At 66.7% G+C, this 14319-nt stretch carries 14 protein-coding genes; 11 read left to right on the plus strand and 3 right to left on the minus strand.

What is annotated here, in order from left to right:
* On the plus strand, positions 1 to 528 hold a 528-nt coding region (locus JWP28_RS00550; RefSeq protein ID WP_299538762.1), incomplete at its 5' end, for a type I secretion C-terminal target domain-containing protein.
* A 293-nt stretch (positions 529 to 821) separates the two neighbouring features.
* Here JWP28_RS00550 and JWP28_RS00555 read toward each other — a convergent pair.
* The gene (locus JWP28_RS00555; RefSeq protein ID WP_299538765.1) at positions 822 to 2198 is read right to left on the minus strand and encodes an ATP-binding protein; all 1377 of its coding nucleotides are present in this window, start codon (positions 2196 to 2198) and stop codon (positions 822 to 824) included.
* 283 nt (positions 2199 to 2481) lie between these two features.
* Between JWP28_RS00555 and JWP28_RS00560 the strand changes: the two genes are divergently transcribed.
* Positions 2482 to 3333, plus strand: coding sequence for a glycosyltransferase (locus tag JWP28_RS00560; protein ID WP_299538767.1), 852 nt, complete (start codon positions 2482 to 2484; stop codon positions 3331 to 3333).
* A 2-nt stretch (positions 3334 to 3335) separates the two neighbouring features.
* The gene (locus tag JWP28_RS00565) at positions 3336 to 4262 is read left to right on the plus strand and encodes a glycosyltransferase family 2 protein (protein WP_299538769.1); all 927 of its coding nucleotides are present in this window, start codon (positions 3336 to 3338) and stop codon (positions 4260 to 4262) included.
* A 105-nt stretch (positions 4263 to 4367) separates the two neighbouring features.
* Here JWP28_RS00565 and JWP28_RS00570 read toward each other — a convergent pair whose 3' ends face one another.
* Positions 4368 to 5939 (minus strand): O-antigen ligase family protein, encoded by a 1572-nt coding sequence (locus JWP28_RS00570; protein WP_299538772.1) that lies wholly within the window; start codon positions 5937 to 5939, stop codon positions 4368 to 4370.
* A 556-nt stretch (positions 5940 to 6495) separates the two neighbouring features.
* Here JWP28_RS00570 and JWP28_RS00575 point away from each other — a divergent pair.
* From JWP28_RS00575 to JWP28_RS00605, 7 genes are all read left to right on the plus strand, one after another.
* Positions 6496 to 7374, plus strand: a complete 879-nt coding sequence (locus tag JWP28_RS00575) for a SurA N-terminal domain-containing protein (protein ID WP_299538775.1) — start codon at positions 6496 to 6498, stop codon at positions 7372 to 7374.
* Positions 7375 to 7602: 228 nt separating this feature from the next.
* Positions 7603 to 8760 (plus strand): outer membrane beta-barrel protein, encoded by a 1158-nt coding sequence (locus JWP28_RS00580; RefSeq protein ID WP_299538777.1) that lies wholly within the window; start codon positions 7603 to 7605, stop codon positions 8758 to 8760.
* Between the two features lie 4 nt (positions 8761 to 8764).
* Complete coding sequence (locus tag JWP28_RS00585; RefSeq protein ID WP_299538780.1) at positions 8765 to 9703, plus strand: SLBB domain-containing protein; 939 nt, start codon at positions 8765 to 8767, stop codon at positions 9701 to 9703.
* 18 nt (positions 9704 to 9721) lie between these two features.
* On the plus strand, positions 9722 to 11056 hold the full coding sequence (locus JWP28_RS00590) for a Wzz/FepE/Etk N-terminal domain-containing protein (RefSeq protein WP_299538782.1): 1335 nt from the start codon (positions 9722 to 9724) through the stop codon (positions 11054 to 11056).
* 34 nt (positions 11057 to 11090) lie between these two features.
* Complete coding sequence (locus JWP28_RS00595; RefSeq protein WP_299538785.1) at positions 11091 to 11774, plus strand: CpsD/CapB family tyrosine-protein kinase; 684 nt, start codon at positions 11091 to 11093, stop codon at positions 11772 to 11774.
* Between the two features lies 1 nt (position 11775).
* Complete coding sequence (gene xrtV, locus JWP28_RS00600) at positions 11776 to 12654, plus strand: exosortase V (RefSeq protein WP_299538788.1); 879 nt, start codon at positions 11776 to 11778, stop codon at positions 12652 to 12654.
* Positions 12654 to 13352: an exosortase C-terminal domain/associated protein EpsI gene (locus JWP28_RS00605; protein WP_299538792.1), complete on the plus strand. Its 699-nt coding sequence runs from the start codon at positions 12654 to 12656 to the stop codon at positions 13350 to 13352. The genes xrtV and JWP28_RS00605 overlap by 1 nt, the downstream gene beginning before the upstream one ends.
* 12 nt (positions 13353 to 13364) lie before the next feature.
* On the opposite strand, the gene JWP28_RS00610 is transcribed toward JWP28_RS00605, so the two are convergent.
* On the minus strand, positions 13365 to 13739 hold the full coding sequence (locus tag JWP28_RS00610; RefSeq protein WP_299538795.1) for a hypothetical protein: 375 nt from the start codon (positions 13737 to 13739) through the stop codon (positions 13365 to 13367).
* Between the two features lie 397 nt (positions 13740 to 14136).
* Between JWP28_RS00610 and JWP28_RS00615 the strand changes: the two genes are divergently transcribed.
* The coding region (locus tag JWP28_RS00615) for a hypothetical protein (protein WP_299538797.1) at positions 14137 to 14319 on the plus strand (183 nt) is incomplete at its 3' end.

A 14319-nucleotide genomic window follows, 5' to 3' on the forward strand; every position in this document is an offset into this window, starting at 1 on the left:
ACCGGCAACTCGGTGAGCAGTGATGTCGTGAACCTCCAGCAGGCCGGCGGCGCCGACAACGTGAACTTCGTCCTGGGGCCGAACACCACCATCCCCACCGCGGCGATCGGCGACGTCTCGCTGCTCACCACCTGGGTGACTCAGAACGGCGGCCTGGCGGTCATCGGGACCACTGGAACCGACGTCCTCACCGGCGGCTCCACCGGCGACCTGCTGGTGTCCGTGGGCGGGACCGACACCATGACCGGCGGCGCGGGCGCCGATGTCTTCTACTTCCAGAAGGCCCCGACCGTCGCCGCCCAGATCACCGACTTCACCCACGGGCAGGACACGCTCGACCTGCATACGCTCCTGACCGCCTATCAGGGGACCGATCCCGTGGCCGATCAGTGGGTGAAGTTCCAGACCGACACCACCGGCACCACCGTCCTTGTCGACGTGGACGGCCCGACCGGATCGGCCAGCTTCGTGGCGGTCGCCAAGCTCGCCGGCGTCACCGCGCTCTCGTCGACCGACTGGATCTTCTAGTCACCAGGCGACTTATCGATCAGAGGGCTCCCCGGACCGCAGGGTCCGGGGAGCCTTTTCTTGTTGTGAGGCGACCGCGCACAGCGCACCGCCACGCGCGGCGGTGCGGGAAGAGCGAGGCTCGCCGCGCGCCAAGCGCGTCCTTCGACCGCTAGCTGTGTCCGGACCTCGCCAAAGGACGGCCGGCCGGTCCGTCGATCGAACGAGGCGGATATCCGAGATGGTGATGGAGGGCCCGCCGGCCGTCCGCCAGACCAGGCGGACGGCCTTGGGCGAGGGAGTTCGAGGAGCGGCTAGCGCGCTCTCACGCGCTGGGGCGCTACATCTTCTTCGCGAAACGTCTGCTGCTGCGCGAGGAACCAGAGGTATGAGGGCACGGCGTCCTCGATGAAGGCGTAGCGCTTGCCGAAGCCGTCGTCGCGCTCCTGCAGCAGGATCTGCTGCGCCGCCAGTTCGGCGACGATGCTCTTGCAGCGCGCGGCCTTGGTGGCCCCGCCGGCCTTGGCCTCCACCGCGGCGGCGTCGAATTCGCCGCCGCCGGACAGGGAGGCCGAGGCGATCAGGCTGAGCAGGTCGGTGCCGGTGTCGTTCACCAGCCGATGGACCTGCGCCATGGTGTTCTTGGAGATGCGGGTGCCGAGCTCGCCCAGCGCCTGCTCGAGGGCCGAGGCCACGTCCGAAGGCAGGACGTCCAGCCGCTGGTCGTCGATGGCGTCGAGCGCCGCGTGATGGCACAGGAGGCTGGCGATGTAGGGCGAGCCCGCCGAGATCGCGACGATGTGGTCGCGGGCCGAGGGCGTGACGGTGATTCCACTGGTGCGCTCGCCGTTGGTCACCAGTTCCCCGATCTCCTCCGCCGGCATCAGCGGCACGGGGATCGCCAGGATGTTGCGGCGCACCGACGGGATGTGCTCGACGAGTTCGGCGAGGTCGGCGGCGACGCCGGCGATCACCAGCTGCACGCGAACCGACCGGTCCGACAGGATCTTGATCAGCTCGGCCAGGTCGCGGCGGAACTCGAGGGACTCCGCGCGGTCGAACTCGTCGAGGATGATGAGGACCCGGGTGCCGGTCAGCTTCGTGCAGAGGTCCCCGAACTGACGGGGGAGAACTTTACGGGTTGGAAGCAGGCTGGCCAGGGAGGACCCAGTCTCGGCTTCCGCGGTGGTGGGTGCGTAGTCGCTGTGGAACAGCAGCGGAATGTCGCTCGCCACAGCCCTGAACGTCTCGTCGAAGTTCGACGCTGCGCCGCACGAGGAATAGACCACGATGTAGCGGGCTTCCCGGGCGGCCGAGGCCAGCATGTGGAGAAGCGAGGTCTTGCCGATGCCCCGCTCGCCATAGATCACCAGGTGCAGCCTCTGGTCTTCGATGGAGCGGATGGCGGCCTTCAGCACGTTGAGGCGGCCGGCGAACATCCGACGGTCGAACACCGGCTGCGACGGGGTATAGGCGTTGCGCAGCTTCATCCGCGCGGCGCCGAATCGATCGTCGCGCCGGTTGGGCTGGTCGGCGGCGCTTGCGGAGAACCGAGGCAGGTCGGCGGACGAACTCGCAGGCGCCGCCTGTTGGAACATGTCCGGCAGGGCGAGCCGCAGCTTCTGAGCGGCGTCAGGCGCCGGCTGCCCTTTCCGCTTGTTTGACGAGCGGAAGAGTTTTGGCAATGCCACGTCGTATCTCCATCGTAGCCGCGGCGCGGCGGTACATCGTCAAGCTTACGCCACAGAAAGCTTACTGCTTCATGGCTGAGGCCGATAAATGGCGCCCGCCTGTTGTCGAGCCTCACGTCACCAACGCGCCACGCCGCATATCGGCTTACCGGCCCGCGCTGCCCGGCAAAGATTTTTGGCGTGGTAAGGTCAACGCAACGCCCAACGGCTAGGCGTAGCACAACGAGAAAGCGAGCGCTCCTTGATGACGGCCGTGCGGTTAGCCAGTGCTCCGAAGGTGAGCGTGATCGTTCCCCATTATCGCGACCTGAGCGGCTTGGCGCTGTGTCTTTCGGCGCTGGGCCGGCAGAGCTATCCGAAGGACCGGTTCGAGGTGATCGTCGCCGACAACGTGTCACCGGAGGGGCCGGCCGCCGTCGCCGAGGTGATCGCCGAGCGGGCCCGGCTGGTCGTCGTTCCGGAGAAGGGCGCCGGTCCCGCCCGGAACGGCGGCGTGACCGCCTCGAGCGGCGACGTTCTGGCGTTCATCGACTCCGACTGCGTAGCGGAGCCCTCATGGATCGAGGAGGGGGTGAAGGCCCTGGAATCCTTCGACTTTGTGGGCGGCCGCGTGCGCGTGCTGGTCGCTGACCCGGCGCGGGTCACGCCGGTCGAGGCGTTCGAGCGCGTGTTCGCCTTCGATTTCAAGACCTACATCGAGCGCAAGGGTTTCACCGGCGCCGGCAATCTCTTCTGCCCGCGACCGCTGTTCGACCGCGCCGGCGGCTTCAAGACCGGCGTCTCGGAGGACGTCGAATGGTCGCGCCGCGCGCAGGCCGCCGGCTTCTCGCTGGGCTATGCGCCGCTGGCGGTCGTCGGGCATCCCGCACGGCGGTCATGGACGGAACTTGTCTCCAAGTGGAAGCGGATCAACGCCGAGACCTGGGGCCTCTCCGCCGGCGGCCCGGCCCGGCGCCTGCGATGGGTCTTGCGGACGCTGCTGCTGCCGGCCTCGGCCGTCGTCCACGCCGCCAAGGTGATCGCCAGTCCGGAACTCAGCTCGGTGGGGCAGCGCGTCGGCGCGATCGCCGTGCTGTTCCGGATCCGCTTCTGGCGGTTCGGCGACTCATTTCGCCTGCTGTTTTCGAACCCTTGAGCATGTCCTTCCACGTCGCGATCGCCATCGTGAGCTTCCGCAATCCGGAAGACCTCGCCGACTGCCTGGGCTCGCTGGCCGCGGCGCAGCATGCGGACTTCGAGGTCGTCGTCTGCGAGAACGGCGGGGCGGCCGCATTCGCGGACCTCAGCGTCAGGATCCCGGCTTTCCTGCCAGGCGGACAGCCCGTCCGGCTGGTCGCCGCCCCCTCCAACCTGGGCTACGCCGGCGGGGTGAACCTCTGCATGCGGCATGCGCCGGACGCCGACGCTTGGTGGGTTCTCAATCCCGACACCTGTCCGGACCCGGTGGCGCTGTCGGCCCTGGTCGAACGCCTCGCGCGCGGCGATTGCCAGGCCGCGGGCGGGACCATCCAGCTGTCGGACGGCAGGGTGCAGGCCTACGGCGGCCGCTGGCAGCGCTGGCTTGCCCGCGCCGTATCCTTGGGCCACGGCCGTGACGGCGCCGAGACCGTCGATGCGCAACGGGTCGAGAGCCTGCAGAACTTCCTGAACGGCGCCTCGATGCTCGTGGGGCGCGAGTTCCTTGAGGCGGCTGGACCCATGCGCGAGGACTATTTCCTGTACTGCGAGGAAGTGGAGTGGTGCCTGCGGGGGCTGAAGAAGGGGATGCGGCTCGGCTTCGCGGCCCAGGGCGTCGTCATGCACAAGCAGGGCACCAGCACCGGAAACGCCGTCGACCTCCGGGGCCGCTCGAGGCTCTCGGTCTACCTGAACGAGCGCAATAGGGTGCTGCTCAGCCGGGACTGCTTCCCGGCGCTCTTTCCGATGACCGTCCTGACCACCCTGGCCACTCTGCTGGTCCGCTTTGGAAAGCGGCGGGCCTGGCGGCAATTGAACTATGCGGTGCAGGGCTGGGTGGCCGGTCTTGCCAACAGGCGAGGCATTCCGGAGTGGGCGGACAGCTAGTGTCCCGATTCCGAAGTTCGCAATCGCTTGCGGCTGACTTTGGCGAACTTCAAATCCAGCATACTAGCGCCTGCTGGGCCGAACGGCAGACGGCGCTGACGCCGCCTAAGGGCGTTGACGCCCCCGCCTGACGGCGCCCGCGGCGGCCTGGATGCGGCGCGGCTGCTGCTCAATGACCGCCTGGCGGGCGGCGACTTCGGGTAGCTGAGCGGCCTGCGCCTTGGCGCGCGCCACCAGGGCGATCACCATCGCGACCATCATGAAGATCATCGGATGGATGTCGGGCTGCTCGAAAACGCCCCTGATCACCAGGAAGGCGCACAGGCAGGTCGCGAGCGGCATCAGCAGAGCGGCTTCGCGGTCGTTCGTCGGGGGCGCCCGCAGCATGGTGGTCACGGCCGCCCCGATGACCATGGCGAACATGGCGACATAGAGCGTCAGGCCGATGATCCCGTAGTCGAGCGCGACGCTGATGTAGTAGCTGTCGATCGCGATGAAGTCGCCGGCTCCATAGCCCATCGCGTCCCCGGACTGGCCCGCGCCATGCCCAATGGGGTTGCGGAGCAGGGCGGGCAGGGCCATGCGGAACTGGTTGCCCCGCGCCTCGTTGCTGGCGGCCTGGGCCCCGCCGCCGAAGACGATCACATGGATCTTGTGGACGAACATCGTCGCGGCCACGGCCGCAAGGAACACCGAGGGATAGGCGTAGACGATGGCGGCCGTCAGGATGTCGCTCATCCGCCGGCGCCAGCGCACCAGGCTCCAGAACAGCAGATAGATGAGCAGGGAGGCCAGATAGCCCGCGACCCCCAGGCGCGCGTCCGTCATCCGGACGACGAAATAGAGCGCAGGGATGAGCGCCAGGCCTAGAAGCCGCAGGAGGAGGGGATAACGGCCCACCGCCCAATGCAGGGCGAAGGGGGTCATCAACGCCACGAACTCCGAGAGCCCGAGCGCGGTGGAGAAGGTGGCCTTGGCGCGATACTGACCGGTGGCGCCGCGCACCGCGCCGGCCAGCGCCCGTTGCGCGGACGGGTCCTCGACCCGCAGGAAGCTCGGCACGTGCCCCGCCCAGAGCACATGCTGCTCCTCCGACTCGATGAAAGCCAGCGCGACAATCGGGATCGCAATCGCGAGCAGGAGGAAGAGATAACGCTCAATTCTTCCAGGCTTTCGGAAGATATAAAGGCTGACCAGGAACACACCGGTCCAGTTCAATTGCTGGATAATGACCTTGTTTATGGATTCCGTCAGCTTGTGGGAAAAAGGCAAGGTGATGAATTCATTGGCGGAAAACAACAGGAACATACGGAAAGCCAGCGGGGTCGCACTCGAGGTATCGAGTATGCGATCGCGGAATGTCGTAGAGGCTGAAAGGCTGATCAACAAGAAGAACGCCATTGGAAAGCCAGTCAATCTCACCATGGTGATCCAGGGGAGACCGGGCAAAGCCAGGGCAAGGTAGTTCGGCCAAAGTATCAGGCCTATGATCAGCGCGGAGAAGGTGAGCTCCATCGCCTTTGTCGGAACGACATTGTTTTCCGGCAACGCCCAGATCGCCAGCAGCCCCAGGACCGCGATCGGTGCGGCCAGCGGGATGATCAGATAAGGCGCGGTGATCGCGTAGAAGAAGCCGTAAACGATGCAGAACAGTCCGATGCCAAGCGGCGCCAGCACCTTGGCCGCGAGCCGCCAGCGGCTGTGAAGGTCGACATATGGCCGAAGCACGATCGGCCGGGGCCGGGCGCGCCATTCTCGCCAGAGGTCCGCAACTGACCGGGGGTCCGGGAGGACGGCTTGAGCAGCCTGCCACCAGTTGGACGCCTGCAGTCGGACTTTCCAAGTGCTCGGTTTCAACGGCTGTCCTTGACCTTCGCGCAGTCCGACCTGCGGCCTTCATACGATCGGGGCCTTAAAGGACGTTGATCAAACCGGCGAGCCCACGATTCGTCGCCAGCTTGCACCGGAGGCGCCCCCGGCCTCCACAGATTCTATCGGCGCGGCTGAATGGCGATCAAGGTGGTCCCTCCATGTGCGGCGGATCGAAGGCGTGGCAGCCGGCCTCCGCCCGGCCTTTGGATATCCCGCGCGAGATGCGTCTAGTCAGACAGATGATGTCTTTTATAGTCCGAGCCTGTAGGCTTACGCATGCGTCGGGGGCGGCACGAAAATTGCTGCGTTCGGCGTGGGAAACGAAAAAAGCTCGGGGCTATCGAAAATGAGAATAGGTTGCGTGGCGTTCCTTGCGCTCGCCGTTTGTGCGCCCCTCGGCGGTTGCAGCGGCGGCGGCAAAGCGCCAACGGGGCAAGTCGCCGCGAAGGTGGGGGGCCAAGAGGTCACCGTCCAGGAGATCCAGGCAGAGCTCGCCGGCTTCAACGCGCCGGACGCCGCGACCCGCAAGCGCGCCGAGCAGCAGGCGCTTCAGAACATCGTGGCGCGCAAGCTGATCGCCGAGGCCGCCACCAAGGCCGGCGTCGCCAAGTCGCCGGACTTCGCCCTGCAAAAGCAGCGGATGGAAGAGTCGCTGCTGGTGCAGGCCTGGCAGAACAGCCTCGTCAAGGCGGTGCCGCAACCGGCCCCTGAAGAAGTGCAGCAATTCATCACGCAGCACCCGGAGTTCTACGCGAACCACAAGGTGTTCACTGTCGATCAGCTGCGGTTGCCGCCGATCACCGACCGCAAGGTCCTCGACGAACTGAAGCCCTTGAACGATCTCGACGCGATCGGCCAGGTGCTGACGAGCCACGGGATCCGCTACACCGCCGCGAAGGCGACGATCGACTCGCTCACCGTCGATGTGCGTCTGCTCGACCAGATCGCGAAGATGCCCCCCGGGGAGGTCTTCGTCGTGCCGGCGCAGAACATGATGATCGCAAACAAGATCGTGGACACCAAGCTGGTCCCGGTGCCCAACGACGTGGCGACCAAGCACGCGACCCAGTACATCAAGGCCGAGCGCGCCCAGCAAACCGTGCGCAGGCAATTCGGAGCGGTGGTCTCGAACCCGAAGGCCAAGGTCGTGTACAACAAGGCCTATGCGCCGCCTCCGCCGCCCGCAAAGGGGAAGCCAACTCAAGGCGGATCGGCCGCACCCGCCGGCAAGGCCGGCTGACACAAACGGAAGAGGGGCGAGTGCGTTTCGGCGTCACTCAGGGGTGAAATGGCAGCCAACGTCTGCACGACTTCTCAAGATGCTCGGTCCCGTACGGCGGTTCGCCGGCGATCCGATGCGGTTCAGAGCCGCCGGCTAGGCTACGCCTTCGCCGGCGTGGCGACGCTTGTTCTGGCCTCGGCCGCGTCGGGCGCAGCCAGGGCCCAGGCGGGCGGGGCGGCCCCTACCATGGCGCCCGCGACGCTCGGCGGGCCGAGCCAACCTCTGACCATCGGGATCCAGGAGCGGACGACCTACGACAGCGACGCTGCGCGCGGGAGCGAGACCGCAGCCGCGATCCGCGGCCTGCAGAGCTCGGACGTGATCTATTCGCCCAGCATCACCGTCAACTACGTCTCGCCGAACCCGCGGCGGGGTCTCGCACTCAGGGGCTACTTCGGATACGACTACTACCAGAGGAATCGAACGCTTCGCCGTGAGCAGATCGACGTCTCGGCCGCCGGCAACGCGACGTTCGGAAAATGCCAGCTCGGAGGGCAGCTGTCCTTCGACCGTGGGCAGAGCGGTCTGGAAGACCTCACGCTCCTCGTCACCAAGAACACCATCCAGAGCTATACGGTCTCGGCCAGCGAGACATGCGTCTCGACCGCGGGCCTGACCGAAAGCGTCCAGGTGCTGCATTCCGGGGTGACGAACACCGCCGCTTTGCTCGTCGACTACGACACGACTGGGGTGTCAGGCTCGGTGGGCTACTCCAACCACACCCTCGGCAACGTCTCCCTGGTCGTCGACTACAGCAAGACGGACTATAAGAATCAACTCACGTCCCTGCCCGGCACGCCGAACAGCCTCGACGTCACCAGCGTGGGGGTCCAGTTCAGCCGGCCGATCGGTAGGCGCCTCGCCGGCCAGCTCGGGGTCTACTACAGCACGTCGAACACCGACCTCGGGTCGGCTCAGTTGCCGGGAGAGAGTACCTCCTTTAACGGGGTGACGGCGAACGCCGGACTGACCTATCAGGTCGGCCCGCGGCTGCATCTCACCGGAAGCCTCTTCCGCGGCGTGCAGGCCACGATCCGGCAGGGGGCGGCTTTCGCGGTGACCGACCGCGTCGACCTCGGCGCCGACTACACCCTATCTTCACGCATCCAGGTGAATCTTGGCGGCAGTTGGTCGAAGGAAACCTTTAAGGGTCTTGATCCGCTCATTCAGGAAGTCGCTCCCAACCGGGTGGACTTATGGATGGTGGGCGGCGGGGTGACGTTCAAGGTGGGGCGGAAATCCGCCCTGTCAGCGGACGTTCACCACGAGGAGAGCAAGACCGATCTTGCGTTGTTCAACTTCAAGGACGACCGGGTCAGCCTTACGATCTCGACGTCGTTCTAATCAGGTGTGGGAGGCCCCCATTCGTACGCTGCGATCTTTAACGGCCGCCATTCTGCTGTTCGGCTCCTTCGCGCCCGCCTACGCGCAAACGCCGAAGGCGCCGCCAATCGGCGCGCCGGTCAGGAGCACGCCGATCACCCCGATCAACCCGATCCCTCCGGGTGCTCCCGGTGCGACCGCCGCCCCAGGCGCCGCGCCCGATGCGGCAGCGCCGGCGCCGGCGCCGGTCATCGTCGACGAAGCCTTCGTGCTCGGCATCGGTGACGCGGTCGATATCGGCGTCCTTGGCCGAACCGACTTCAACAACCGCGCGCGCATCTCGACCGAAGGCACCATCCTCCTGCCCCTGCTGGGCAAGGTGAAGGCGCTCGGCCTGACGACGGCCCAGCTGGCGCAACAGATCCAGGACGCCCTGGCCAAGGGAGGGTTTTATTCGAACCCCGTGGTGCGCATTGAAGTGTCGGGCGTCGCCAGCCGCTATGCGACGGTGCTGGGCAACGTCGCGACCCCGGGGCTCCTGCCGCTCGACCGGACCTATCACCTCTCCGACATCATCGCCCGCGTGGGCGCCCACACGGGCGAGGGCTCGAGCGTCGTCGTGCTCACCCGCGCCGACGGCTCGTCCAAGAAATATTCCATGGAGGACCTGGCCATGGGCGCCGGCGGGGCCGATCCGGTGGTGATGGCGGGGGACAAGATCTACGTCCCGGCCGCCACCAGCGAGGTCTTCTACATCTCCGGCCAGGTCAGGACCCCGGGACCATTCCCAGTGTCCAAGGAACTCACCGTCCGCGAGGCGATCGCCAGAGGCGGCGGCCTGACCGAGATGGGCAGCGAGAAGAAGGTCAAGATCTATCGAAAGAACGTGGCGGTGAAGGACGTGAAGCTCGACACCAAGGTCGAGCCGGGCGATATCGTCGAGGTGGGGGAGCGCCTGTTCTAGGGCAGCGGAAGATCCAGAATGAGTATCATCCAGTTCCTCCGTATTCTGTGGGCGAGGCGCATCCTCGTCCTGGTCGCGCTGCTCGCGTCAGTGCTCGGGGCGTTCGCCGTCGTCACCCTCGTGCAGCCTCGCTATGAGGCGACGGCGCGCGTGAACATGGACATCCTGAAGCAGGATCCGCTGTCCGGCGGCTCGGTGGATGTGCGAAATGCGGGCGTCTATTTCGACGCCCAGCAGGAACTGGTGAAGGACTATTCGGTGGCCGGTCCCGTGGTGGACCGGCTCGGCTGGTTGTCCGATCCCGGCCGCATCCGGGCCTATCAGGGGCGGCCCAGCACCGACACCCGCGACTTCCGCCGCTGGCTGGCGCAACAGGTCAGCGACGCCACCTCCACCGCCATCACCTCGAGCACCGTGCTCGAGATCACCTTCAAGTCGCCGAACCCGCTGGAGGCCAGGGCCGGGGCCGAAGGCCTGCGCGACGCCTTCATAGCAGCCAGTCTGGCCAACAAGCAGCGCGACGCGGCGAAGCTCGCCGTCTGGTACAACGGGCAGGCGGAAGGCTTGCGCAAGCTGGCCGACGAGGCCGAAATGAAGAAGGCCGCGTACGAGAAAGAGACCGGCATCGTCATGCAGTCCAACGACACGGACATGGACAGCGGCCGGCTGGCGGCGCTCGCCGGTCAGCTGGCGATGCCGAACGCCGCGAATGTCGCCATGGCGACTTCCGGCGCCAGGATGCAGCTGGCCCAGATCGACGCGCAGATCGCGCAAGTCGCCAAGAATCTCGGCCCTAATCACCCCGAAATGCAGAACCTCCGGGCCCAGCGCGCGACGATGGCGGCGGTGGTGGCGCAGGAGGACTCGGCGGCGCGGCAGGCCTCCAGCGGCGCCTCAGGCGCGGCGGCGCTGAGCCGCGTGTTGCAGGAAGAAAAGTCCCGGGTGATCAGCCAGCGGGACAAGGTCGAACGTCTTCGTCAGTTGCAGGCCGAGGTCGACTTGCGGCGCGACGGATACAAGAAAACCGCGGCGCGGGGCGCCGAGCTCGCCCTGCAGGCGGCCCTGACGGAGTCTGGACTGACCCCAATGGGCATTGTGCTCGCGCCGACCAAGCCGACCTTCCCCAACAAACCCCTCATGCTGGGCGGCGCCGCCGCCCTCGGCATCGGGCTGGGGCTGGCCCTGTCCCTGCTGCTCGAGCTCTTGAACCGGCGCGTGCGGGGCGTGGAAGACCTGAACCTTTCGAAGGACGTGCTCTGCATCGGCGTCATCCGCTCGCCGCGTCCGAAGACCGGCCTGCTGCGCAGGATCCTTGGCCTCGGCCCGGCCACGCCGCGATCGGCGCCGGCGTGAGCTCTCTCTCCTTCGTGTCCCTGGGGTGGGGTGAATGACTCTACATCAGCCTGTCGAGGCGGCGAACGTGCGGCGCGGCCAGTACTCCTTCTCGGAGTCGCTGGTGACGCTGTCGGATCCGTTCGCCCAGAGCGCGGAATACATCCGCGCCCTGCGCACTCACATCATGGCCCAGCACGTGGAGGCCGGACGCCGCGCCCTGGCGATCTGCGAGGCGGGTCCCAAGCTGGGCGCGACTTTCGTGGCCACCAATCTGGCGGTTTCCCTGGCCCAGGCCGGCGTGAAGACCCTGCTGATCGATGGGAATCTGCGCGAGCCGATGATCCAGCGCGTCGTCAGGCCCGATCGCGATCTTCCGGGCCTGCGCGAGTGCCTCTCGGTGGCGGGCGCCTCGGTCGGCGACTACGTGCAGGGCGATATCCTGCCCAACATGTCGGTGCTGTTCTCCGGCGGCGCGGCCCCCAACGCGCAGGAACTCCTGGCGCGGGCGTCCTTCGAGCAGGTGATCAACAGCTGCCTGCGCGACTATGAGATGACCATCATCGATACGCCGCCGGCGAACAGCTGCGCGGACGGCCGGCGGATCGCCTCGGTCGCCGCCTACAGCCTCATCGTGTCGCGGCGTCACAAAGGACTGGTTTCCGACGTGAAGACCCTCGCGGCCCAGCTACGCGCCGACCATTCCACGGTGATCGGCACTGTCCTGAATGACGCGTGACGTGGCTGCTACCGCCGACCGTCTGCCGGCGCTGGATATCCGCAAGCTGCTGACCGACTGGTGGCCGGGCCTGCTGGGGTTTGCGGCCCTGGCCGTGCCGACCATCAAGACCCTCGCCGGCCAGGCCTGGGTTCGCGAGTCGGGCGCCCATGGACCCATCGTGCTGGTCACCGGCCTGTGGCTGCTGGCCCGGCAATTGACCGCGGCGCGCGCGAGCGCAAGGCAGGGCGCGCTCTGGCTGAGCGCCCTGGGGTTGATCCTCGGCCTTGCGATCTACGTCTTCGGGCGGGTGTTCGATTTCATCAGTCTGGAGACGCTGGGCCTGTTCGGCGTCGGCGTGGCCATGCTGCATTCGGCCTTCGGCGTGGCCGCCCTGGTCAGGAACTGGTTTCCGCTGTTCTACCTCGGCTTCGCCATTCCGCCGCCCGGCTGGCTGATCGACAAGATCACCGCGCCCCTGAAGCAGTTCGTCTCCGAAGTGGCGATGCGCTCGCTGTACGCCGTCGGCTTGCCGGTCTCGCGGCAAGGCGTCACCATCTACGTGTCCAAGTACCAGCTTCTGATGGAGGACGCCTGTTCGGGGATGAATTCCCTGGTCGGGCTCACGGCCATCAGCCTCCTCTACATCTACCTGCTGAGGGGCTCGTCGATCCGCTATTCGCTGCTGATGACGGCGTTCGTGATCCCCATCGCGATCTTCGGCAACATCCTGCGCGTCATGATCCTCATTCTCCTGACCTACTTCTTCGGCGACGAGGTCGCCCAGGGCTTCCTGCACTACACGGCCGGCTTCCTGCTGTTCGCCATCGACCTGGTCCTGGTGTTCGCGGTCGACAGCCTGTTGGTGCGGATCGTGCCCCGCGCATGGCGGCCCGCCTGATGAACCGGCGCGCACTCTTCGCCGGCGCCGCCTGTGTCGGCGCCGCCCTGCTGGCCCGGCAGCTCAAGCCGCACCACTACGTCTCGCTGCTGCAGTCGGCCAAGCTGGACGATCTCATCCCCCGCAGCTTCGGCGCCTGGACCTCGGAAGACGTGGGCGACCCCCTGGCGCTGAACGGCCCGGGAACCCTCTCCTCGAAGCTCTACAATCAACTCGTCACCCGCGCCTATACCGACGGGCCGGGCGGCCACCAGGTGCTGATGCTGTTGGCGCATGGCGAGCGGCAGAGCGACGAGCTGCAGCTGCATCGGCCCGAGGTCTGCTATCCGGCCTTCGGCTACGTCCTATTGCGCAACGAACCGACGCAGATCCGCCTGGACAATGCCGTCACCGTGCCGGCGCGCCTGTTGCTCGCCCAGTCGTCGGACCACGAAGAGAGCGTCGTCTACTGGACCAGGCTCGGCGAGTACCTGCCGATCGATGCGACCGAGCAGCGGGGCTACCGGTTCAAGAACGCAGTGGCGGGCCTGATCCCCGACGGGATCCTGTGCCGGTTCTCCACAGCGGACGGGACCGCCCAAGCCTGGCCGGGGCTCGAACAGTTCGTCCACGACCTGATCAGCGCGACAAAGCCGGCCGGTCAGCGGGTCCTGGTGGGTAGCGAACGCGCCGCGCAACTGGGTCGGCGCCAGGCCTGACGAGGTCTCGGCCTATTGGCCCGCGTGGCTGGCGGCGGTGCTAAGCGCGTCCGCGGCCTTCTTCGCCTGTTCCATCGTCAGCCCCGACTGGGTCTGGTTGCCGATGCGGGCGATGGTGTGGGTCTCGGTGTCGTAGATCATGAAGCCATCCGGTCCTTCCCGCGTCTCGTAGCGCTGCGTGAGGGCGAGGGAAGGCCCCCCCCGAAGGGTCGAGGCCTCGGGATAGATCAGAACTTCCCTTGACGCATTCGAGGCCTCGCTCGTCGAGGCCATTTGCTCGGTGGCCGTGCGGGCGTTCTCGGCCACGCCGGCGACCGAGTGAAGCGCGCGCCCGCAACCGGCCAACAGCAGGCCGGCGGCGCAGAGAAGGCAAACGGTCGCACGCATCGAATCGCCCATTCCAGCCCGCGCTCGCCGGGGAGAGCGGCCGAGCATCGATATCATACCGCATGACGCGGCTCAGAGCCGCAAAGACTGCAAACTCCGTGCCTGGGGCGGCGAAAACGCTGCGATCTTGTGTCCCCTCCGGACCCGATTGACGGCGCCCGGACGCCCAAGCCGCTGCTCACGGGCATTCTGCCGCAGCCAAAACCCCCGCAGATTCAATCTTCTTAGGTTTTCCTTAGCCCTTTCGGCCGATCCCTTGGGGCGGGATCGTCAATGCGGCTAACGGACGCTTAGCCAAATCGATCGGGTCGGCCTAGACCGCGGTTCGGGCCTGGAAATGCTGCTGGCGGGGGCGAGCGCAACGAGGGATTCCACCTTGTCAGAACCAACCCAGTCAGTGGCGACCGTTCTAACCGTTACAAGCTCCGACGGTCTTCTTGCCGCCCTGCAAAACGCACATGCCGGCGACACCATCCAGCTGGCGGCCGGCAACTACGGCTCGATCTCGCTGGCCGGCCTTCACTTCGACGGCACGGTCACCATCCAGTCCGCGGACAGCGCCAACCAGGCAGTGCTCTCC

The organism is Phenylobacterium sp., assembly GCF_028290885.1.
Classification (GTDB): Bacteria; Pseudomonadota; Alphaproteobacteria; order Caulobacterales; family Caulobacteraceae; genus Phenylobacterium.

Coding starts and splice junctions, on each gene's coding strand:
- JWP28_RS00565 (WP_299538769.1), top strand. CDS start 3,336: ATGTCCTTCCACGTCGCGATCGCCATCGTGAGCTTCCGCAATCCGGAA.
- JWP28_RS00580 (WP_299538777.1), top strand. CDS start 7,603: ATGGCGCCCGCGACGCTCGGCGGGCCGAGCCAACCTCTGACCATCGGG.
- JWP28_RS00590 (WP_299538782.1), top strand. CDS start 9,722: ATGAGTATCATCCAGTTCCTCCGTATTCTGTGGGCGAGGCGCATCCTC.
- JWP28_RS00595 (WP_299538785.1), top strand. CDS start 11,091: ATGACTCTACATCAGCCTGTCGAGGCGGCGAACGTGCGGCGCGGCCAG.
- JWP28_RS00605 (WP_299538792.1), top strand. CDS start 12,654: ATGAACCGGCGCGCACTCTTCGCCGGCGCCGCCTGTGTCGGCGCCGCC.
- JWP28_RS00610 (WP_299538795.1), bottom strand. CDS start 13,739: ATGCGTGCGACCGTTTGCCTTCTCTGCGCCGCCGGCCTGCTGTTGGCC.